Origin of the sequence: uncultured Alteromonas sp. (genome assembly GCF_963976965.1) — a bacterium.
Lineage (GTDB): Bacteria > Pseudomonadota > Gammaproteobacteria > Enterobacterales > Alteromonadaceae > Alteromonas > Alteromonas naphthalenivorans.
The window spans coordinates 17,823-42,078 of the sequence record NZ_CAXBMP010000009.1 but is presented as its reverse complement, the minus strand read 5'-3'; the positions used below and the strand labels follow the sequence as shown (position 1 = coordinate 42,078).

Annotated in this window: 11 protein-coding genes and 1 pseudogene; 8 read left to right on the top strand and 4 right to left on the bottom strand. The window is 44.8% G+C overall.

The window, feature by feature from the left end:
- Positions 1-117 precede the first annotated feature (117 nt).
- Both AAC006_RS09130 and AAC006_RS09125 read left to right on the top strand, forming a co-directional pair.
- A pseudogene (locus AAC006_RS09130) lies at positions 118-2,217 on the top strand (alpha-xylosidase).
- Positions 2,218-2,236: 19 nt separating this feature from the next.
- Positions 2,237-3,958: a solute:sodium symporter family transporter gene (locus AAC006_RS09125; protein WP_126873858.1), complete on the top strand. Its 1,722-nt coding sequence runs from the start codon at positions 2,237-2,239 to the stop codon at positions 3,956-3,958.
- A gap of 28 nt (positions 3,959-3,986) precedes the next feature.
- On the opposite strand, the gene AAC006_RS09120 is transcribed toward AAC006_RS09125, so the two are convergent.
- Positions 3,987-4,937 carry a cation diffusion facilitator family transporter gene (locus AAC006_RS09120; RefSeq protein WP_013786426.1) on the bottom strand — a complete coding sequence of 317 codons (951 nt, stop codon included), beginning with the start codon at positions 4,935-4,937 and terminating at the stop codon, positions 3,987-3,989.
- Between the two features lie 511 nt (positions 4,938-5,448).
- On the opposite strand from AAC006_RS09120, the gene AAC006_RS09115 reads away from it, so the two are divergent.
- The 5 genes from AAC006_RS09115 to AAC006_RS09095 all read left to right on the top strand — a co-directional run bounded on the left by AAC006_RS09115 (position 5,449) and on the right by AAC006_RS09095 (position 16,159).
- Entirely contained in the window at positions 5,449-5,943 is a 495-nt protein-coding gene (locus tag AAC006_RS09115) for a hypothetical protein (protein WP_208806046.1), read from the top strand.
- Between the two features lie 62 nt (positions 5,944-6,005).
- On the top strand, positions 6,006-6,782 hold the full coding sequence (locus AAC006_RS09110) for a fimbria/pilus periplasmic chaperone (protein ID WP_013786428.1): 777 nt from the start codon (positions 6,006-6,008) through the stop codon (positions 6,780-6,782).
- A 110-nt stretch (positions 6,783-6,892) separates the two neighbouring features.
- Positions 6,893-10,033 carry a carboxypeptidase-like regulatory domain-containing protein gene (locus AAC006_RS09105; RefSeq protein ID WP_126873861.1) on the top strand — a complete coding sequence of 1,047 codons (3,141 nt, stop codon included), beginning with the start codon at positions 6,893-6,895 and terminating at the stop codon, positions 10,031-10,033.
- A 405-nt stretch (positions 10,034-10,438) separates the two neighbouring features.
- Positions 10,439-13,111 (top strand): glycoside hydrolase family 16 protein, encoded by a 2,673-nt coding sequence (locus AAC006_RS09100; protein WP_126873862.1) that lies wholly within the window; start codon positions 10,439-10,441, stop codon positions 13,109-13,111.
- A gap of 66 nt (positions 13,112-13,177) precedes the next feature.
- Complete coding sequence (locus tag AAC006_RS09095) at positions 13,178-16,159, top strand: TonB-dependent receptor (RefSeq protein ID WP_126873863.1); 2,982 nt, start codon at positions 13,178-13,180, stop codon at positions 16,157-16,159.
- A gap of 180 nt (positions 16,160-16,339) precedes the next feature.
- Here AAC006_RS09095 and AAC006_RS09090 read toward each other — a convergent pair whose 3' ends face one another.
- Positions 16,340-17,659, bottom strand: a complete 1,320-nt coding sequence (locus tag AAC006_RS09090) for a dienelactone hydrolase (RefSeq protein WP_126873864.1) — start codon at positions 17,657-17,659, stop codon at positions 16,340-16,342.
- 537 nt (positions 17,660-18,196) lie between these two features.
- Between AAC006_RS09090 and AAC006_RS09085 the strand changes: the two genes are divergently transcribed.
- Entirely contained in the window at positions 18,197-20,575 is a 2,379-nt protein-coding gene (locus AAC006_RS09085) for a TonB-dependent receptor (RefSeq protein ID WP_339891149.1), read from the top strand.
- Between the two features lie 108 nt (positions 20,576-20,683).
- Here AAC006_RS09085 and AAC006_RS09080 read toward each other — a convergent pair whose 3' ends face one another.
- The gene (locus AAC006_RS09080) at positions 20,684-22,537 is read right to left on the bottom strand and encodes an ATP-binding cassette domain-containing protein (protein WP_244360142.1); all 1,854 of its coding nucleotides are present in this window, start codon (positions 22,535-22,537) and stop codon (positions 20,684-20,686) included.
- Positions 22,534-24,174, bottom strand: a complete 1,641-nt coding sequence (locus AAC006_RS09075; RefSeq protein WP_126873866.1) for an ATP-binding cassette domain-containing protein — start codon at positions 24,172-24,174, stop codon at positions 22,534-22,536. Before AAC006_RS09075 ends, AAC006_RS09080 begins: the two co-directional genes overlap by 4 nt.
- Positions 24,175-24,256: the final 82 nt, after the last annotated feature.

The following is a 24,256-nucleotide window of genomic DNA, read 5'->3' as shown; positions in this document are numbered from 1 at the left end:
GTTTCTCATACAACCCACACTTGTAATATTTTGCACTGAAAAGTGTAATTGCTCGTTGACAGCCAAGTTACATTTCATTAACTTATGTCTTATATAAGACACGAAGAGTGAAGTGATATGAGTAATGCATTTTCGGTAACCGAGCCAGACTGGAACAGCATAAAGGCGGCAGACATTACCGCGAGCCCTTATCTGAAAGACGATCATCACCTAGCGGTGCCTACCCAATATGGCAGTTTACTATTTTCTATCAGCCAATTCGGCCTACGTATTCAGTAAGGTGGAGAAAATGCCACGTTAGATGATGGCTTTGACTATGGCATGCTTATTACTACGCCAGATACTCAGCAACTGGTTTTCACAGGCGATGAGCAACACTGCACCGTTAATGCAGGAGACTATCGTTTAGCGCTTTTTTCTGCTCCACTTCATTTCAAACTTTATCGAAACGATATTGTAGTACAAGAATCGGCTACCGACGGTCACTTTGTGCGCCAACATCGCCTACCGCCTTTCGCGAAAACCGATGCGGGCTGGATTGTTTGCCTAGAACTTGGCGACGATGAATCCATATACGGCTTAGGTGAAAAGTGGGGCAAGCTAGATAAACGCGGCCAGTTGGTTCGTTCATATAATCATGATGCACTTGGCGTAAACACGGAAAAGTCTTATAAAAATACCCCTTACGCTTGGAGCCCTGAAGGCTGGAACCTTTTTGTTCACACGCCAACGCCGGTTACGCACGGTGTGGGCTATGCGCCTTGGTCGCAGCGGGCATACGTTTGCGTGGTAGAAGACACCTTGCTAGATATGTTCTTGTATCATTGTGATAGCCCGGCGAAAAGTATTCATACTTACAGTAGCTTAACCGGCTTTGCCCCTGTTCCACCAAAGTGGAGCCTAGGCGTTATTCTTTCCAAGGCCTACTATAAAGACTCACAAGAGCTATTAGCTGTTGCCCGCGAAGTGCGTGAAAAGAACATGCCTTGCGACGTCATTACGCTAGATGGCCGAGCGTGGCAAGACACCGATACCCGTTTTGCATTTGAATGGGACCCAACTCGCTATGCCGATCCTAAGCCGGTTCTTGATGAACTAAAAGCAATGGACTTTAAAATTTGCGTATGGGAATACCCCATGATTTCAGTGAAAAATCCACTGTACGCAAAGGCCGCTGAAAAAGGCTGGTTAATTAAAGACAAACGCACGGGCGAAGCTTATCGCTACGAATGGGATTTAAGCCCCTTCGGTGAAGTACTTACGCCACTACCTGATTCAGGTATTTTAGATTTCACCCACCCTGACGCTTACGAATTTTGGAAAGAATCACACAAGCCTCTGTTCGAATTGGGTGTTGATATGATTAAAGCCGACTTTGGTGAGCAGTTAGAAGATGACAACATGCTCTCTTACAGTGGTGACTCAGGTGACCGCCTGCATAACGTATACAGCATGCTGTATAACCGCTGCGTGTACGAAGCGGCTGAGAAATACTGTAAAACCGGGCCATTTCTGTTCAGTCGTTCAGCATGGACCGGCAGCCAACGTTTTCCTGCCCAGTGGGGCGGCGATCCTCAAGCAGACTGGCATGGTCTAGCTGCGAGTATCCGCGGTAGCTTATCTTGGGGCATGTCGGGTGGTCCATTCTTCGCCACCGACATAGGCGGGTTCTATAAAGATACCCGCGACGCTGAACTCTACGTTCGCTGGGCACAGGCATCAGTATTCTCTGCTCACATGCGCCTGCATGGCATTGGCCCTCGCGAACCTTGGTCATACGGTGAAGCAGCGTCTGATGCTGTCTTTAATGCGCTAAAGCTGCGTTACCGCTTACTGCCTTATTTAGAAAAAGCTACGCAACAAGCCAGTGAAACCGGCTTACCAGTGCAGCGTTCTATGGCACTCGCTTTCCCTAACGACCCACTTGCTAGCCAGTTTGAGCAACAATTCATGTGCGGCGAAAGCTTGTTAGTGGTGCCTTGTATTGTGCCTGGCGGTAAAGTGAAGTTCTATTTACCAGAAGGTGATTGGGTTCGTTTTAATGCTGCTAGCACTTCACCTACCGACGAAGACACTTACCAAGGCGGTAAGTACTACGAGCAAATCCTAGGTTTGAATGAGCTGGCGGTATTTGTTCGCAAAGGTGAGCAAGTGGTTTTAGGCCCTGAGGTAGAACATACCGAAATGGATATGTCTGCTACCACTATGTGGCCGTAATAGTCGTCGGAGTATTAGCATGAATGTGACGCTTACCTTACTGACCTGCATGGCCTTTATGGCCGTGGTCGCCATTATTTCGTACATGAAAACGAAAGGCGAAGTGAATACCCAAGACGGCTATTTTTTAGCAGGTCGGGGGTTAACCGGCACCTTCATTGCGGGCTCGATGATCTTAACCAACCTGTCTGCAGAGCAGCTTATTGGGCTTAACGGCTCTGCGTTTGGGTACAATTTAAGTGCTATGGCATGGGAAGTTACCGCCGGTATTTCTACCATTATCATGGCGCTGATATTTTTGCCCCGCTATTTAGCGGGCGCCTTCTCCACCCTACCCGAATTTTTACGTGACCGTTTCGACGATAACGTAAGAAGAATGACCGTGGTGTTATTTATGGTGGGTTACACCTTAATTACTATTCCCTCAGTGCTCTATTCAGGCTCTATTGCCGTTCTTCGGTTGTTCGATGTGCCTGGGTTATTGAATTTAAGTTATGAAGCCAGCCTTATTGTCACCATTATTATGGTGGGCAGTATCGGTGCCTTGTACGCCATATTCGGCGGTTTAAAAGCAGTGGCAGTGTCAGATACCATTAACGGTGTGGGCCTTCTTATTGTTGGGTTATTGGTGCCTATTTTAGGCTTAATTGCATTGGGTGATGGTAGCTTCGCGGCCGGCCTAACCACTATTGCAACAACCGAAACTGAAAAGCTTAATGCCATAGGTGGGGCGGATGACCCCGTGCCCTTCGGGACTATTTTTACCGGTATGATATTGGCCAACCTGTTTTATTGGGGTACCAATCAATACGTGATTCAACGCACACTTGGTGCTAAGAACTTAATTGAAGGTCAAAAGGGCGTGTTGTTTTCGGGATACTTTAAAGTACTCGTGCCCTTTATGATGATGTTACCCGGGGTTATTGCGTATCACTTGTACCAAAATGAAAACCTGCAAACTATCGACTTGGCTTACCCCCACTTAGTGAAAGAAGTGCTACCACAATACTTGTCTGGTTTTTTCTTAGCCGTATTATTAGGGGCGGTTTTTAGCTCATTTAACTCACTATTAAATAGTGCGGCCACGCTGTTTTGTTTAGACGTATACAAACCCTTTAAGAAAGATAAGGTGAGTGATTCTCAGCTTATCCGTGTAGCCAAAATTACCAGTTTAGTTATTGCTGTGGTGTCTTTCATTACTGCGCCGCTGTTAATGCTGGCGCCAGAAGGGTTGTGGCAAATCATCCGTATCTTTACTGGTTTTTATAACATTCCCGTTATTACCATTGTACTAGTTGGTTTATTTACTAAAAATGTGCCTGCCCTTGCTGCCAAAGTCGCCATTATCTTCCACGTAATTGCCTACGCTTTATTGAAATTTGTGTGGCAAGTAGAGATTAACTTTATTCATATTTACGCTATTTTATTTGCTATCGAGCTAGGTATTATGTTGGCCATCGGTCACTTCTACCCTATGGCGAAGCCATGGCGCTTTGTACCTAAAGCAGAGGTGGATATGACACCGTGGCGCTACGCTATTCCTTGCGCAATTATACTGGTTGGCTTAATTGTTACTTTGTACCTGATGTTCTCACCAGTAGGTTTCGTGGGCGGTATTAGCAACGCCTTTATTCCCTCGTTGGTAGGGCTATGGAGCACCTGCTTTGTCGCCATCGGCATAAGCCTTAAGTGGTGGCGTGCCAGATACGAACTAGGGTTAAAACGCTTAGCACACCCATAATACAAACAGGCGGCCTTGGCCGCCTTTGTTATTTAAGATGAACATGTTCATGGTGATGCGGATGAACATGTAAATTGTCACTTTCATCCCGACAGGGCTCCCCAGGCAATTCAAATTCGATAGTGGTATGAGCCAAATTAAACGGCGCTAACCGATGTGACACCTCTTGCTTTAGAGACAGAAGTTTAGTGTTATCAATGCTGCAATTAATTACCACGTGCGCTGTTAGCACATGCTGTTCGCCATCAAGAGACCAAAAGTGAACATGATGTAGCTCTTCAACATGCTCAATGCTTAACAAGACATCAGAAATAGCCTGCTTCTGGGTATCATCAGGCGACCCTTGCAAAAACAATTTCATGGTTTGCACTACGTATCTCAGCACGTTGAATAAGATAAATAGGGTAAATAGAATAGATAGGATTGGGTCGAGAATAGGCCAATCTACAAAATGTAAAACGATAGCTACAATGAGTACTGCTACCCAGCCCATAGTGTCTTCAATAAGGTGCCAGTTGAGCACCTTTTCATTCATTGAATGGCCGCCACTTAACTTATAAGCCGCAAATCCGTTCACGCAAATGCCCATTATTGCCAAGCCCATCATGCCCTCTGTCATCGGCATTTCAGGGTTCGCCAACCGAGGAATAGCTTCTGATAAAACCCACGCTGAGCCTGCAACAAGAATGAGCCCGTTGATCATAGCGCCCAAGAGGCTCAATCGCTTAAAACCATATGAGTATTTGTCGGTAGCCGATTTATTACCCAATTTACTTAAGCACCATGCAAGGCCAATAGACAAGGTATCACCTAAATCGTGCACCGCATCGGCCATAATGGCAACACTGTTAGTTAACCACCCACCGATAAACTCTATGATGGTAAAGCAGAAGTTTAGCCAGAATGCCCAGCCTATACGGGTGCTATCAGTTTCTGCATGGCTATGTCCGTGAGCATGACCGTGAGAATGATGGTGCATTATTTGTTACTCCTTTAATAGCATGTCCACTGCATACTGAAATTATAAACCGCATCCTTGAAAACACGATACTTGTTAAAAAAACATGCAGTTTAAAGTCCGCTCAACAACACAATAATAAATTTCCGTCAGCATTCAAGTGCGTAATAAAATACTAAAAACGTCTCTCTACCCCACACAAATAAAATTTTTTTAAAAAATATTGAAAATTTTAAAATTTATGCTTGTATACAAAAGTACAACTTTAAAAAGTACCTTAAAAAAAACTTAAACATAATCAATACGTTGAACATCTGCTTTTTTTCATCTCGATAATAGTTATTAAATTCAATAAGTAAGCATGAGGTTTAACGCCTTTTAAAAGGGTAAAGACTGTGGTTATATATTTTCGCTGTCAATTGGGTTCGAATAATAACTTCAAAGCAACTCACTGATTTTAGAACAATTGTAATCTATTTCGTTAGACAGCCCCGACTAAAGGTATGAGAGGAAACAAAATGAAAAAAGAATAATGACAATAGCGCTACTTTCTACTATCTCTGCGTCAACACTTGCAGCAAGTGAAACATTTCAAGCGAATGTAGACGCGATGTCCGATGCCACTATTGCAGAGACTGCTACGCTTCACTTCGGTGCAATGCAACCGACGGTAGGCTCTGTGTGTACCATGAATGATGCGGGCTTAGTATCGGGCGATTGCGATGTTTCTAATGCTAACATTGCTATTGGTCTAATTACGGTATCAGGCTTAGCTTCGAATGTTCCTGTGAATGTAACAGTGACAGGTGCATCTGGCACCAATGTGACTTTTGAAGCGAACTACGACATCAATTCAGCTGTGGCAACACACGACAATATCGCAGACGGCACATTGACTGCGGTTACTACAGACGCATCAGGTACAGATCTTACTATCGATGTATATGGTGACATGACTGTGGACTCGGCGTTATCGCCAGGCGACTCTTATACAGCTAACTATATAGTTGACGTTACGTTCCAGTAATCGTTCGAGGCGAGCGAGCTGCGTTCGCCTATTCTTTTCTATACTCGAAATCAGAAGTAAATATGATACTGATACGGCTGTTAACACCCATTCGCCTTTCTATTTTTCTTGTTATCTCTGTTGCTCTATTTTTTTCCAGTGTGGCTAATGCAGATGTTTCGCTATCTAAATTTCGCATTTATTTTGATTCAAAATCTCGCTCAGACTCTATCCAAATACGTAACACAAGCTCAACGCCAATGTCTTACCAAGCAGAGTTATCTATTAATGCGATGACTGAGGAGGGATTAGTGTACGCGGTCACAGAAGACCCGCTTACAGCATCAACGTTTATTAGATATTCTCCAAAACGCGGCAATATTCTACCCGGAGAGCGTCAAGCGCTGCGCTTCGCGTTACGAAAGCCTGCTGGACTTGCTGATGGCGAGTACCGCGCTAATCTTCGCTTAGTAACAGAAATAGCGCCTGGTACAAACGGGAATGTAAACCTTGCCAGCAAACTTGCATACAATATTCCGATTATAGTGCGTCATGGACGCATTACCGCTGAAGCTTCAATGGTGAATCCTTCCACCATTATTTATAACGGGAAGCCACACGTACAAGTTTGGCTAAAACGTTCAGGCAATCGTTCGCTATTCGGGAACTTCATAATAGAGGATGCGAATGGGGAAGAGATCGGTGTACTGAATAACGTAGCAGTCTATCGCCCTCTTGAACGTCGAAAAGTACTGATTCCCTTGCAAAACGCCAAAAAAGGGCCCGTTGTTATTCGGTTTACTGAAATTGATAAATTTGGTGGCGATATAGCGCTATCTATTGAACACGTTATAAAATAGCAGCCTGCTAACGTGTCATGAGGATACTATCCTTCATATTCTTGTGTCTTACGGTGTTCGTCTCTTGGGCGGAACCCTGTCCTCCCATTTCTTCAACGGCTCGGGTGGCATTGGACGAAGACCAATTATTAATCAGTGTATTACGCCTTAACGGTCGTCCCCTATGGGATGGCTTTGACGTTTACCCTGTTGGTGAACGATACCTAGTTCCCGCATCTCTGTTCGCTGACGCGCTTTCCCTAGACTGGGAAATATCAATGACTCAAGGAATTATACAATCTCAAGGTAATGACGATTTCTGCAGCTTCAACTATGCATTCAATCAAGCCTTGCCTACTCTTAGTAATACGCCGCCTGATACGTTTCTTTGGGCAGCCGATGATTTTGATATCTATATCGATACACGCATGATTGCGGCTTTATTGCAGATTGAACAAACGTTTAATTATACGTTGCTTCAGCTCAACCTCACTGGCCGTCTTCCCCTAAATTCATCTTCAAACGTAAGCGCTGATAATCCGCAGCTACACTTTAAGCCTAGCGTAGTGCCTGTAAGTAAAGTGGTTGAAGATCAATATCAGTTCTTCACTTCGCCACTGGTTACCTACCGCCTATCAAAACAAGATAGTGCGACCAGCGATAATCGTTTTTCAGCCAATATAAACGCAGGGTTCGATTTCTTATATCATTCAGCAAACCTACGTGTGAGCAGAGTTGATGACACCAGTGTCCATTACCTGCGATTTGGCAAAACCTTAAACGAAAACTACCAAGGTTCTGATAACGCCTTAGACAACTTTGCCTATGAGTTTGGCGATATACAGCTGCAAAGAGATGAACTGGTTACACGCTCTGGACAGTCACTCGGCTTGATTGTACATAATGGGGATACACGGCAGCGGCGCAGTTTTTCAAGCACTAGTATTGAAGAGTTCGTATTACCCGGCTGGCGGATACAACTTTTCAGAAATGGACAATTTATCGATGAGCAATTCAGTAACGAGGAGAATAAGGTACTTTTCGAAGATATAGAAACCTTCTATGGCGCAAACTTATTCGAGTTGAAGCTATATGGGCCTGAAGGTCAGCAAGAGGTTCGAACTAAAACCGTCAATGTGGGTAATAACCAGCTAAGGCAGGGAAAATTCGATTTTTTATTTGGGCTTACCGACAATCAATTTCGCTTACTGGATGGTCAAGTATCTACCACAGGAATAGGAAAAGCCACTGTCGCCCGGCTCGGCTATGGCCTCACGGATAGCGCAACATTATCTGCTAGCGTTCAACGTCTTTGGCTGGAAGATGAAATTGCCTCGTATGTCACAGCCGGTATCAATACCCAACTTTTCGGCTCGGCACTCAAATTTGAGGTGTCAGATAAGGATACGGGTGGTTATGGTATGTTTTTAGGTTGGAACGGCAGGTTCAGCAATAACCTCAACTTGAACTTTTCTACCCGTTACTTTAACAATTTTTATAGCGATGCATACTCACAAGGCGAGGATATTAAGCACATTTCCTCGTTACGTTTGAACGGTAAAACTGAGTGGTTTGGGCGCTTTGGTTGGAACGCCAGTATGACCCACCGAGCCTATGAATTCGATGAACCCCAAAGTGCTTTTAACGTGAATTTAAATGACAACTTTCTGGGGGGGACTTTTGCTTCAGGGGTCAGCGTCTCTAACAATAGTAGCGATGCGGTCACTGGCCGATTGTATTACGCCAAAGACGTTAATGGATGGAACCTTTCTAGTGCTTGGAACTTTATTCCTTCAGATCGCTTTTCAACCGACAATTTCTATGTGTCGATGCGGTGGCCACAATCGCTCACCCAACATCGAGAAACTCGCATACGTTATAGAAGAGATACTGACAATGTCTTGGAAATTAGACACCAACACAACTGGCGCTTTGAGTCGTTAAATATTGGGTTGGCAGCCAGCGTAATGGAGGGCGGAGATTGGTCAGTAAACCTTTCCTTAACCGGCAATACGAATGTTAACCCGTATACGCAAAGTTTGAATTTTGAACGCTCAGCGGGGGCCACCGCTGGACGCATAGATGCATTTGCCTACCTAGACGATAATAGAAATTTACGTAAAGACCCTAACGAAATGCCTATAGAAGGCGTTACGTTTACGGGAAGCTCACTATGGCGTGATAAAAGTACCGATGCAAATGGAATGGTTAGGCTCAATACTGGGGCCAGAGTACAAAACCTCACCTTAAAACCAGATTCGCTTCCTGACCCATATATGTTGCCAGCCTCTGGCAAAGTACAAATACTGACCCACGCCGGCGGGGTTAATAAAACTCAATTCCCAGTACATACCTTTAATGATGTTGAGGGCACTATTTACGTAATCGGTGATTCGTCTAGCCGTGGAGCGGGTTATGTTGACATAGCACTTATCGATAATACTGAACAAATCGTCGTTAAAACGCGAACAGAGAGCGATGGCTATTTCTATGTTAACGCTATTCCCCCTGGTGAGTATCGCATTGAAATAGATAAGGATTACCTCATTCAGAAAGGCTTAACGATTCAAACCAGTACGCTTTCATTTACCGCCCTAGCACAAGGCGATTCTGTTTTTATAGATGATATTTTGCTTGCGCGAGAAGCATCTTCATCTAACGAAAACCTTGCATACCATTCTGCAACCGTTGAGCCTGTTTCAAACCCAGATACCCTCCACAAATATGAAATTCAAATTGGTATATTCAGGCATTCTCGCTCTATTTTTGAAGTGATGAAGCATTTACCCATAGCACCTGAGTCTATTCAATTTCATCGCAATCATAGTGCAGCATTAACCTATGTAACGGTAGGCAGGTTTGACCTATTTAGCGAAGCCAAAATGATATTACAAAAACTCAATCAACACCCAGCCTTTAGTCACGCATTCATAAGCCCATCAGCGCGATATACCGGTGAGCATTGGCGATTAGAGTCTGTATTAGAGGATATACAAGAACTTATTCAGAGCTCACTTCGTCAAATAGAATCCAGTTCCGCCGAACGCCTATGTCAGCTTGCCGCCTATCAAGCCCTTAGCTCAATTAATCCCATGATTTTTATCGAGCACCCTGAACTGATGCTATTGCCTAATAACCATGCGTCTCCTTCGTTTTACCGCCTTGTCGCTCCCGCGGGCGCGACATCAGTTTGTGATGATGATTATTACGATGCAAAATACCGTAGCGGCCCGCTTTCCGTCACTCGTGAAAGCTTACTAACAAAACAATAGAGGCTTTAATCGAAGCAGCTAACCTACACGTTTTCTGATGCAATATTTCTAAGCAGTTTTTGCCAAAAACCTTTCGACTAAACAATTAACATTTTATTTTTATTCGCCTGAATACAAGGTTAATTTTTTGTACTAATTGCTGTGATTTTGCTTCACACCAAATAAAACTCATATATAACATAAAGTTAAAATCACTCCTCACGTAAACACACCCACATCAAGTAAACCAAATGTTAAAAATATCAAAGAGTGTTGTTGATCTTTCAATTAACGTGCATTAATCTTATGTAAGCGCTTTCAAACAGAAAAATAACAACTTTAAATGGAAGCGCTTACAAAGCATAACTCGACGTGGTCAACGCGGCGTTTTAGATAACCATTTACTTAGCATTAGGGCTGAAGATAATGACTAAAAATGTAACTCAACTTTCTCGGATTGCTGCCGCGTTAACGGTCACAACTTTGATTGGCTGTGGTGGTGGAGCAACCACTTCTACGGATATAGACGCCGTTGACACTAGCGCCCCTGCAACAGGCTGGGAACTAGTGTGGAGCGACGAATTCGAAAATGCGACCATTGACGATAACAACTGGACACGTGAAGTTAACTGCGATGGTGGTGGCAATAATGAAGCTCAGTGCTATACCGACAGCGAGGAAAACGCATTCGTTAGTGATGGTGCATTGAGCATTGTTGCATTACCCGCTGAAGAGGGTGCACAAAAGCCTTATACATCAGCCCGTTTAATTACTCGTTACAAAGCAGATTTTAAATACGGCCGCATTGAAATGCGCGCCAAAATGCCATCGGGTCAAGGCAGTTGGCCAGCTTTTTGGATGATGCCTACTGACGAAGTGTATGGTGGCTGGCCGCGTTCGGGTGAAATCGATATTTTTGAAGCGGTTAACCTTAAAGCAGCAGATGCAGATGGCAACCCTGAAGCGCATATCTACGGCACATTACATTATGGTCAAGAATGGCCAAACAACGACAGTTCAGGCCAAGCTTATTCATTGCCTGATGGCGCTAACCCAGCAGATGACTTTCATACCTACGCGATAGAGTGGCAAGAAGGTGAAATTCGTTGGTATATGGACGACTACTTGTATGCCACCCAGCGTCGTTCTGAAGTACGTTACAACAGTAATGGCGAAGCCACTGGCTTGTCACATCGTGGTTGGTACACCGAATACTTCGAACAAGGTACGGGTGAGCTAGTTACCCATTGGGATAACGCACCATATGACCAAGAGTTTTACTTAATTCTAAACTTAGCGGTAGGTGGAGAGTGGCCTGAAGCGGTCAACGAAACGGGCATTGATGCAGAAGCATTTGAAAATGGCCAGCGCTTTGATATCGACTATGTTCGGGTTTATGAATGTGCCTCAAACCCAGATACCGGTGCTGGCTGTGAAACGGTTCGTCCAGGCTACGACTCACTTGACGATGCGCTTGTAGAAGGTGCCGCTCCAATTCCATCACCACCTTCAACAGGTATTGCAGAAAACCTGACTATTTTTGACGGTACCACCAACCCTAATTGGCCAGTATGGGATTGCTGCGGTGGTTCAACACCTGCGTTAGTAGAAGATAGCGCTGAAGGTCAGGTATATGAATTCAGCATTGGTGCAGAACCTACTGTCATGGGCTTTATTAGTCGCGAGTTATTTATTACCGAGCCAGCAGGTCAAGCATCACCCTTCGATGCCTCGCCTATGGAAGAAAACGGTAGCGTAAAATTCGACCTGAAGATGATGTCAGCCCCTAACGACACCACTGCTACTTGGTTGTTTAAGATTGAAAGTAGTGAAGGCTCTACCGCCGTCGAGCTACCTTTAATGACTGGCTATGTCGGTCCTGCTGATACCGCTGGCGATACACCTGAGCAAGGCGTATGGGAGTCATATGAGTTTCCATTAAGTGCTTTAGCTGATGCCGGTTTAGACACCAGCGCTATTGATGTCATCATGATATTCCCAGCATGGGGTGCCGGTGAAGGTGCGGTATACCGTGTAAACAATGTTGAAATTTCGCAAGAGTCTGCGTACCCAGAGTTGGTGATATTCGAAGATGAAATGAATCCAGACTGGCCGATGTGGGATTGCTGTGGCGGTTCAACTCCTACAGAAGAAATCGATAATGAAGAACATGGTTTAACAGCCGAGTTTCGTATTGGCGCAGAACCTACTGTTATGGGCTTTATCACCCGTTCAGCGTCAGGCGGTGGCGACACGCCATTTGATGCTTCTGCCTTAGCAGATGGCGGTTTACTGCAATTCGATATGCGCGTTGTTAGCATGCCAAACGACGCAAGTGCCAGCTGGTTATTTAAAGTTGAGTCTAGCGACGGTGCCACTGCGGTTGAGTTACCTATCTCTGACAGCGTTGAAGGACAAGCGCCAACTGCTGGTGAATGGCAAACCTATACCTTTCCTATTGCTGACCTACAAGCTGCTGGCCTAGACCTAAGTGCCATTGATGTGATTATGGTATTTCCAACTTGGGCAGCAGGTGAAGGCGCGGTATATCGCTTAGATAATGTTAAGTTTTACCACCCAGATGGCGACACCCCTGCTGCAACCGAATTAACTATATTCGCTGATACAGCGGCTGACCAATGGTCAATTTGGGATTGCTGCGGCGGCTCTACACCCACAGAAGAAGTGGATGATGCCGACCACGGCACAGTGGCAGAATTCCGTATTGGTGCGACACCTACCGTAATGGGCTTTCTTGCCGACGACGATGTTTATTTTGATGCCTCTTCATTGCTTTCAACAGGCGTAGTGCGCTTCGAAATGAAAGTAAGCTCGGCGCCTAACGATGCATCAGCACCTTGGCTCTTTAAGATTGAATCAGGCGATACCTCAACCGCCGTTGAGCTTGCTATTTCAGAGAGCCTTGAAGGCGCAGATCCAATTACTGGCGAATGGCAGACCTACACCTTTCCACTTCAAACCTTGTATGACGCTGGGCTAGACATCAGCGCTATCGATGTTGTGATGGTGTTCCCAGCGTGGGGCGCCGGTGAAGGTGCGGTATACCGTATAGATAATGCTGAAATTGCAGCGCAATAACAAAGCTTCTGCCGCTTGCACACTCAAGCGGCAGCAATAAATTGATAAAGATTTAGTAGGTCAATTATGAAAAATACAACATTTAAAAAGACCCAGCTCGCCACATCAATGGCTTTGTTGTTGGGTTCAACTTTGGCATTTTCTACTTCTGCGCAAGAAGTAGAAAGACCAGAAACGCAAACGTCAGAAGCTGCGGCCTCTGACAATAGCGTACCAAGTGAAGTTGAAGTTATTCAGGTTAGCGGTATTCGCGGCAGTATGATTCGTTCAATGGACGTAAAACGCAGCTCAAGCGGCGTTGTAGATGCCATCTCGGCAGAAGAATTAGGTAAGTTTCCAGATACTAACCTTGCGGAATCGTTACAGCGCATTACCGGTGTGACTATCAGCCGTTCTAACGGTGAAGGTAGCCAAATTACCGTTCGTGGTTTTGGCCCAGAATTTAACTTGGTGACACTTAACGGTCGTCAAATGCCAGGTACCGGCTTCACCCGTTCATTTAACTTAGAGAACTTGTCATCTGAAGGGGTGAGTACTCTTGAGCTACACAAGACAGCCCGTGCTGAAAACCCAAGTGGTGGGTTAGGTGCTACGGTAAATATCATTACCATGAAGCCTCTTTCTCGCCCTGGTCAACAAGCCTCGTTTTCGGCGAAGGGCATTTACGACACCTCTAATGTTGAAGGCGATGATGTAACACCAGAAATTGCTGGGGTCTACAGCAACACCTTCGCTGACGATATGTTTGGTTTTGGGGTGTCTTTTTCTCATCAAGAACGTGATTTCCAACAACAGGCTGCCAGTGTTCAAGGTTGGGTGTTGCAAGAAAACGCAGATTTACCAGATTTAGATGCTGCTAACGTTATCGATAATCGTACCAATATCACTGATGCTGCCTTCTTTCCAAAAGATATGAACTACAGCATTAATGATATACAGCGCGAACGCTCAAATGGTCAAGTTACCTTTCAATTCCGCCCTGTAGATAATTTCACTGCTACTGTTGATTACACCGCTACTCGCGCCACAACTGGCACAAATACGGTTGGCTGGGGTATATGGAATAACTTTGGCTCTAACATCAATGCTTACGAGTTAGATGCCAATGGTACCGCCGTTTATGCTGATATTAGCGGCGACGATGCTTCATTTACTGCAAGCAGAAATACAACACGGGTTGATGCACGCTCTTTAGGTGTAAATTTAGATTGGGAATTGAATGACGACTGGTTTTTCACTCTTGATTACCATGATTCGTACAATGAAACCGACAATGGCTACGATGAAGGGTTAGGTAGTGCAGGCCAAGTTATTTTGGGTTCTGATCAACTTATCTCTAAGGTATATGACTACCGTGAAGGTGAAATTCCACAAGTTTTTGTTAACTGGAATAACGGCACGAACGAAATTAACCCAGGTGAAATTGATTCTAACTTCAGCCAGTTCATCTATTCTCCAGGCCGCTCTGACATCGAGCAGCTTCAGTTAGACGGAACCTGGTTCAACTCAGCCTTTGATATTCCATTGGTAAAAATTGATTTTGGTTATGCACGAACTGAGCAAACCTTAACAGGATTTACCGCATGGAGTGGCTTGCGTGGCGGGCCGGGCTTCAGCCCTTCTTACACTGAAATATTCCCAGACGATATGTTCGTCAGAAACGACACCAGCGGCTTCCTAGACGCATTCTCTGGTGGCGGCGCTAGCATGAATCCTGGGTACTATTACACGTTTGACTTTGATGAAGCCGTTGCTCGTCAGCTAGCTTACCTTACCGCTGACGTGGTAGGTGAAAGTAACGCTTACTCGATTGACCCTTATTTCAGTGGCGATCCGTCAGTGAGTAATGTTGAAGAGACCACCGACTCTATTTATGTACAATCAGAGTGGGAATTCGAAGTTAGCGATTACTATGTTCAAGTAAACGCTGGCCTGCGCTATGAAGAAACGGAAGTACCTAGTGCCGCAGAAGTTCGCGTGCCAACTCAAGTTAACTGGGTAGCAGCGTCAGAATGGATAACCCAATTTGAGGCTGACTTACAGCTTCAAGACTTTACGGGTGAGTACGATGTATTGCTACCGATGTTGGATATTAAAGTAGACGTCACCGACGACGTAGTAGCCCGTTTCTCATGGGGTAAATCGATTACTCGTGCGCCTATCGGTCTACTACAAGGTGGCCGTTCATTCAGCGGAAGCCCTAAAATTGGTTCTCGTACGGCAACAGAAGGCAATACAAGCTTGTTACCTTACGAATCAACTAACTTAGACCTTTCTTTTGAATGGTACTACGACGAAGCCAGTTACGCGTCTGTCGGTTTATTTAGAAAGTCAGTTAAAAACTATATTTCGTATTCAGCATCTGAAGAAACCTTCGAAGGCTTGAACGATATTTATCAAGGTCCTCGTTGGAACGAAGCAGTATCAGCGTTAGAAGCAGCAGGCGTGCAAGCAACTGACAGTGCTATCTATGGATACTTTGTAGATAACGGCTATGCAGATGCCGATGGCGTAGTAACTCCTAACGCAGATGACCCCTTAATTACATGGCGTGTAACCAAACCTCGTAACCTAAGCGATACACGAACGGTAGAGGGTATTGAACTCGCGGTTCAACATACATTTGGTGATACTGGCTTTGGTGTAGGTGCAAACGCAACCTTAGTAGATGGCGATGTGAAGTATGACCCTTACGACTTAAGCTCTGAGCAAAATCCGCTTGTGGGTATTAGTGATTCAGCTAACTTCCAAGTGTTTTATGAAAAAGAAGGCTTATCTGTGAAGGTGACGTATGCATGGCGTTCTGACTACATAGTTGGTATTGGTCAAGACCAAGGCTCTGCAGATAACCCAGCAACCCAGTTCGATACTTATGGACAGGTTGATGCCAGCGTAAACTACGATGTGAACGAAAACCTAACCGTGTTCCTTGAAGGCGTAAACATTAACGATGAAACTGAACAAGGTTACGGACGTTTTGAAGAGCAGTTCTTATTTGCTCGTCAATATGGTCCTCGCTACACTTTCGGTGCGCGCTACACCTTCTAATCCTTTACGCCTGAAGGCCGTATTTAGAGGTAATAGGTTAGAAGTTATAGTTTAGAAGTCATAGTTAAAAGCACTAACTAAAAAAATAAAAGCGGCGTAGAAATAAACCTCTACGCCGCTTTTTTTATTGTTAATTTTTCACGTGGCTACGCAAGAGCCGCCGTATAAACTTCGAGGGTACTATTGCCCCGCTGGCAGTTGCTCTAATCTCAAGCCTTTTGCAGTGCGATGAGGGAAGCCTTCCCAATAAGTATGTTCTGCCTTCGGTTTTCCATCTTCATCCATGGCCCACACGCCGTCATTTGATACTGGTACTAGGTCTAAATAAGCTTGCATTCCACTATCGTTTTTAAGGTATTTACCTAACCATGCGGTAACAAAGTGCTGTGCAATATTGTTCATGCGTGCGTTATTCCATACCGCGTCGATATAGTGTGAACTCACATCAAAACCTAGTGCTTCATCAAATACAAAAGACTCTTCAGGCGCTGGCATAACTGCACCTGCATTGTGGTTTGCGTTGTCGTAGGTTAGCAAGGTGCGATCTACGTTTTTTGCACCTTCCCAAATGGCTCGCACGCCTTTTTTATACCCTGACACATCATCTTGTGAACCTGCCACCAGCATCATAGGAATAGCCACACTGTCTAAATTAAACATACGGTAATTCATACCCCAAGGCGCAAAACCAATAATCGTTTTGACACGAGAGTCGACCTTGTCTCTAATACCAGTTTGATGGCGAGCCAAGGTACCAAAGGGCGCACTCAGCTTGCTATTTACCGCTTGTTCGGTAATGCCAGCACCCGCGTTAATTACCGCACCATATCCCCCCATAGAATAGCCAATAATACCTGTGTTACTGGCATCGGCTAATTGGTATAAGAATGAACCTTCCTCTTTTGCCATGGTTTCAATTTGCGATAGCACGAATAACTGATCGACAGAGCGATTCACTAACGTAGATGCAAAGGCCGCTTGTGTACGATAGGTAGAGTCGGTGTGGTCAATCGATACCACTACATAGCCTTTAGAAGCGATATTTTCCGCTAAATGCGCTAATAAAAAACGGTTACCGGGATATCCATGAGATACCAATACTAATGGAAAGGCTTTTTTCGTTTCTAAAGGCGCAGCATCTCTTACCGCTTTACCATGCAATTCAACCTGCTGTTTGCCATCGCGAATAAATGCGTTTAACACTGTATTGCCAGTACTACCCTGCTCTGCCGGATACCAAACCTCTAGGGTTAGTGGGCGGTCATAAGTAGGAAGTGGGTTTGGCTTAGCCTTAGTAGCATCAAGAGCAAGAATATCAATCTGCTTAGGGTTGACCACCTCAAGCTTGCGAACCCCAATAGCATACTCGCCATAGGCTGAAAGTGCTGGTGCATCAGAGCGTTGAGTATCAATTCTATTCTCTGCATAACTGCCTGTCGCACTACCTATGCATAACACAATACATAGGCCTTTAAACAAAATACTTTTACTAACACCCATACCTAACTTCCTTCCATACATTTTGATATTCCTAGTTAAATCAATAATTATGCTCACATAACTGTGACACTTTAGGGATAGCATTAAAAGCACATTAACCAAATTACGTATTAAATTTGGCCCACCCTACTTTTATGCCTCTACACCCCCTAAATTTACCGGTCTAATGCAAGACAAACCAGCAGCCTTATTGTTATAAACTTGTATAAATAAAACATATAACGACTATTTACGAACTAACAAAATCCACCACTAACAAACTTAACCCCATAAATAACATACACTTAACCAAAACAAATCAAATTCAAACTGACTTTGCATCCACCAAACACTTAATTAACAAAAAGATTCCAATTGATTTACTTTTTGGTTAAATTTTGACTATCTTCTGTCTTATATAAGACAAATGAGCAAGACAAAAAGATAAACAGGCATTACGCGTTAACTACAACGTAAGCGAAATTGAAGAGAAGACCGTCGGACACACGGCAAATATAACTGGACTAAACCCATAAAAAAGAATTCGTGGAGAACACCATGTTACTAAGACCTAGCACACTACATTCAAGTATTACTCGGGCATTAGCCATTGGTACTTGTATGACCATTGGCTTTGCTGCCAGCGCACAAGAAGCAGAACCTGCTGAGCCTAAAGGGCTCGAAAAAATAACCGTTACCTCACAAAAGCGTGTAGAAAGCTTAAATGAAGTGCCGGTTGCGGTTTCTGTTTTACGCGAAGACCAAATTAACGCTGCATTTTCTAACAACATTGAAGGTCTACAAGCATTAGTACCATCGGTCAGTTTCCGAAAAGGTAACACCACTCGGAACTCCGCCATTACCGTTCGTGGTATTGGGACTATTTCATTTAGTGTGGCTGCTGAGCCGAGTGTCTCTACAGTAGTAGACGGCGTTGTGTTAGGCCGTGCCGGTCAAGCGTTTGTTGACTTATATGACCTTGAGCGCATTGAAGTATTACGTGGCCCGCAGGGTACCTTGTTTGGTAAAAATGCGTCTGCCGGTGTGGTTAACATTACTACTAAACGCCCTTCTGATGAATTTGAAGGCACTGCGGAAGTATCCTTGTTTCAAGACAATGAATACCGTTTAAAAACCAGTGTATCTGGTGCGTTAAACGATAATGTAAACGGTAGCCTAACCGTACTTAAATCACAGTTCGACGGCTATATTAAAAACGTTTATAACAATGAAATGACCAACGGCTACGATAAAGAAGGCGTTCGTGCCATGCTTGATATGGAAGCGGGTAACGACACTGATGTGCTTTTCATCTTTGAAAACGTGAAATCTGATGATAGCTGTTGTGCCGATTTAGAACTTTCACCAAGTGGTCGTCACCCTGATTCTGAAGCACTACCTAACAGTACTGGTACTGGTGACTTAGATTTAGAACAGCGCCTTATTGATCATGACTTTGAAACTCGCACATTAGATGAAACCACAGGTTTCTCAATGCAAGTTGACACCATGTTTGGTGACCATCAGTTCACTTCAATCACGGCTTACCGCGATTGGGACAATACAGAATTCCGTGAAGGTGACTTCACCTCAACTGCGGGCACCCGTCCTTTCCCTGTGTTTGGCGAACCGTTTCAGTTACATGATATTGGCGCACAAAACTGGAAGCAAACGTCACAAGAATTCCGCATAGCATCGCCTGTGGGTGAGGCATTCGATTATCAAGTGGGTGCGTTCTGGTGGACACAAAAATCTGAACGTAACTTTACCCGTGATGCAAGTTGTCAAAATAACGATTTACAATTCCCTAAGGCTATCAGCGCTTACTTAACTGACACCTTAGGTATAGCTGATCCAACTGACGATCAAGTTAACCAGTTTATTGCTGATGAAGGTCTTAGCTGTAATTCAAACGATATTGTTAGCGCAACCGCTTACATGGAAACGCAGTTTGATAACTGGGCATTATTTGCTGATGGTAAATACCATATTAATGACGACTTGCGTCTGCTATTCGGTATTCGTTATACCGATGATGAAGTTAGCTACTCACATAACCGAAGCAGTAATGACCAATACAGCCGTACTGGTGTAGGTGTACGTAGCTTCGATACTGACTACAGCGGCAAGACTGACGAAACTAATGTATCAGGCAAGTTGGGTGTGCAGTATGACTTAACTGATAACAGCATGACTTATTTCACCTTCTCACAAGGCTACAAAGGCCCTGCGTTTAACGTGTTCTACAACATGTCAGACACAGATACCTTGCCTATTGGTGAAGAAACATCGGATGCTTACGAGCTAGGTTATAAGTACGCTAGCCGCAGCGTAATCTTTAACGCTGCTATTTTCAGAACGGATATCGATGGTTTTCAAGCAAATAACTCAGAGTTACTTGATTCAGTTACTATCACTCGCTTAACCAATGCAGGGTCGGTCACCACACAGGGTTTCGAGTTTGATTTCATGTGGCAAGCAACAGATAACCTCTCGTTAACTGGTGGTTTATCGAAAGTAGATGCTGAAGTAGATGAGTTCTTATGCCCAGTTAGTGACCCAACCTGTACTGGTAGTTCAGGCGCTGACTTGCCTTTCTCTCCAGACCTAAAATACTCTGTAACCGGTGAGTACATTTGGGAAATGGACAACATGGATATCATTTTAAACGGCTCGTACGTTTACACTGATGAAATGTTCGTGGGTGCACCTGGTGCATTTGCCGCCGAAAACGACCCGGCAGTATTACCTGACTACGCTATTGTGAATGCAAGCTTTGCGTTTTCGTTCCAAGATGATGACTACCGCATCAGCCTTATCGGTAAGAACTTAACTGACGAAAGCTATGTAACCACCTACAGCGGCGATAACTTCCGTTATCAAATCCCTCGTGATGCAGACCGTTACTTCGGTGTGCAGCTACGCGCTAAGTTCTAAAAACAAGTTATACATGTGTGTTTAAGGCGCCTATATGGCGCCTTTTTTGTTCGCTTTTCACCCTTTGGGCCCAGTTATTAAGAGTGTGCATACCTTTCAACTGGGGTCTTATTTCCTTCGCGGCTTAAAACCAAAAGCCGTGTTGCGCTCGTGGTGTTGCAGCTCTGCCAAAGCCTGTTGCTGCTGTTCACTAGGCGTTAGCGTCGTGCAATTCGGCGACGTTACCTGCCATCCACCTTCGCCAACCGTGTTTTGGTGGGCATGATCTATTTGGTTATGACTTAGTTGGTTGTGTCTTGGTTGGCTATAACTTAGCTGGGTGCCATTTAGTTGAGTATGAAGACTGGGGGGAGATTTACTCTGATAACCTTTTTCATCAAGCGAGAAGGTTGTATTAGGTTGAAGGGCCGCAGGAACAACATGGGTAGCAACAATGACTAACCGCGAATGCGCACTCTCATTAATGACCTCTGCGACGCGCTGCTGTGCTTCGTAGTCTAGCCCTTCAAAAGGCTCATCAATTAACAACACATCGGGCATCGCTAGTAAGGCTCTGGCCAATGCTAAACGCTTACCTTCACCGCCAGATAACGCCCTTCCTCCTTTACCAACCCATTCAGCCAAGGTAGTAAGGTGCTGCAAACCAACCCGGGCTAAAACATTGTGCATAGCATCTTCGCTTATTCCAGACGCTGCCGGATCTAAATTGAGTTTAATAGTACCGGCCAAAATGATGGGTTGCTGTTCAACATAAATCCATTTTTCTAGCATGCCTTGCGGGGTGGCAACATTGTCTATAGAGCGTCGACCTTCAAAAGGAAGGAGCCCGCATATTGCTTGTAGTACGCTCGACTTACCGCACCCCGAATAGCCTTTAATCACATTCAGCCCTAATGCCTCAAACTGCATATTGACCGCTGGTAGGTTTCTTTCTTTAGCGATAAAACCCGTTAAAGAAAGTGACATGCTGGGTTTATGGGCATTTAGTAAGGGCAAAGGCTGGGTGTGCATTGCGTGTAGCTCTGCCTTGCTATGTCGCCACTTAGCAAGCTTCACGACACTGCTGAAAGTGGCGCTCGCCCAGTCCGGCGCAGCCAACAGCACCATTGGCGTAATGAGTGCTAGCGGAACAAAATAGGCTGCCGTATTGGCAGTCAAAACAACCAGCGCCACTAAAGTGAACACGCCACCTTGGAACAGCCACATAGCTTTAGACACTAGCGCCTGCTCTTTTAGTTGTGCATCTTGTACGCGCTGAGTAGAGGGTGCATTAAACAAGCCCTTTACCGTTTTTGACTTAAGGTGCCATAAACTACTTGCTTGAAAAAACGTCGCGCTTTGTTGCCGAAATTCAAGCTCTGCCTCAGCCGAACTAGCCACAGCTTTCAGTCCGTAAACCGCAGTAACAACGCTAATTACCAACCACACTATGGCTAGGGCTATGAAAAAACCATAACCTGGCACATTAATGAAATACCCCGTGAGCAACAAGCCTGTCATTAGCAGCATAACTGAGGCTAATGGAGAAACCCACGCAATAAAAGCTGAGGCAAGTTGCTCAGTGTGGTTCGCGAGCGCTTCAACTGTCCATGCTTTGCTTTCAAGGCGTTTTGCCGCTAATTGCTCAAACACAGCTAACCGTGCTTTGGCAATTCGGGTTAATAAATCCTTGTGTCCTAGCCACATGGTGGTGTAACCAGAAGCGATACGAAGTAGTGCGAGCCCACGAATCACCACCGCAGGGATCACGTAGTTAAACCCTAAAGGAGCTATTGCGCTAATGGCAATAAACCAAGATGAAATGATAAGAATACTCAAACCCGCTATACCATGAAGCAAGGCTAAGCCCAGCGCGCCATACGCAGCCATTGATGTCTGCCCGGTGAGTGACGAAGACGCTTTTGATGTAGCTATACCTTGCGCAGATACAGCAGGCTTTATAGATTTGGGGGTAGATTTCATTTCACGGTTACTTCGCCATCTGCAATACGCCAATGGGTGTCAAACCAATGCGCAGGCAATAATTTATGCGACGCCCAAATAACGGTTTTGTCTTGTGTGACGCGAGCAATAAGTTGTGAAAGACGGTGGTGCTGCTCATCGGGGATATGCGCAGTGGGCTCATCTAACAACCAAATATCAGGGTTTCTTAACAGTCCGCGAGCTAACGCAAGCCGCTGCGCTTCGCCACCAGAGAGGCTGGGATACTCGGTCATCAAGGTATCTAGGCCATTAGGCAGCGACGAAAGCCAATCCGCTAACTCAACTGAATTTAGCACCTCGCACAACGCACTATCGCTATAGTGGGCATCCAGTAAAAGGTTGTCTCTCACACTGCCAGGTAAAACAACTGGGGTTTGACTCACCCATACATAGCTTCCGTCAAAGCTTTGGGAAGCTTTACGCTGACCCGCTAGGGCCTCAAGCAATACCGTTTTACCGCTACCAGAAACGCCGTTTAGGCGAATATGCTCTCCTAAAGCAACCTTCAGGTGTTCGGCTTTAAGCAAGTTAGACACTCGAAAATCTTGCGCATCAAACCCCACAAACGGTTTGTTCTTCATTTCGCCTTTAGTCACTTCTCTTTCCTGGGCAGGCGCATTGTCGTTCAACGTAGTAAATAAGGGAAATAAACACTCGCTGGCCGCTTCAGCTTCAGCTTTTTGGTGATAAACCTGCCCGAGCTTTTTCATTTCGCTCAAAATCAGTGGCACAGAAAGCAACACCCAAAGCCCTTGCTGTAAGGAAATTTCAGGCCCCAAGTTAAGCTCGCCGAGCAGTGAAAAACCAATAAATACCGCAACTAAGGCTACCGATAAAGTGGCAAAAAAATCCAATACTGACGATGATAAAAATGCGACGCCTACCACCCGCATGGTGCGCTTGTTAAGTTGTTCACTGGCGTTATTAAGTAACCGCATTTGCGTGTTGTGTGCACGATAACTCGCCATTAAAGGCAGTGCATTGAGTCTATCGGTAAATAACCCGCCAAGCCGCTCAAGTGCCACAAAATGCTTGCGATGTAAGCTCGCGGCACCTTTCCCGACAATGACCATAAACAAAGGAACAATCGGCAGGGCTACAGCTAACCCCATACCTATGACAGGGTTTACGTAAAAAATAACCACTAGCGCCATCAATGGGACAAGCACAGCAACATATTGCTGTACGCGGTAATCGAAAGCCCAGTTGGCGATAGCGCGAATATGCTTCACCCAAAGTGTTTGCCAGTAAAAAAGGGAATGTTGACGAATGAGGGCGTGCTGTTGCTCGGCGAAGATAAGTTGTAAGTTTTGCTCCATAGCCTGCATTAACTGGCTTTTGTATGACAACGTTAGCGTGTTCACTAACCCTTGAACTATCCAACAAATAAACAGCGCAACGCATAAACCTTTAATATGAAACAGGCTTGCTCTATGAGTATCGACCACCCATTCGTGCATGGCATGAGCGAAAAAATAGAAAGCGACAATCAGTGAAAAAAGAGACAGACACTTGACTAAAGTAATTATTAAAACCCGTCTGCGCACGCCAAGCTTGTGCGTATTATCGAGTTGATTAAACTTAGCTTGAAATGTCTGCCTGTCTAACTTTATCATTGACTTTATCGCACTGCCTATCTTTTAAAATAGCGGGTTAAAATAACTGATTAAGTAAAGACAACGAGCCTTGAAAACACAA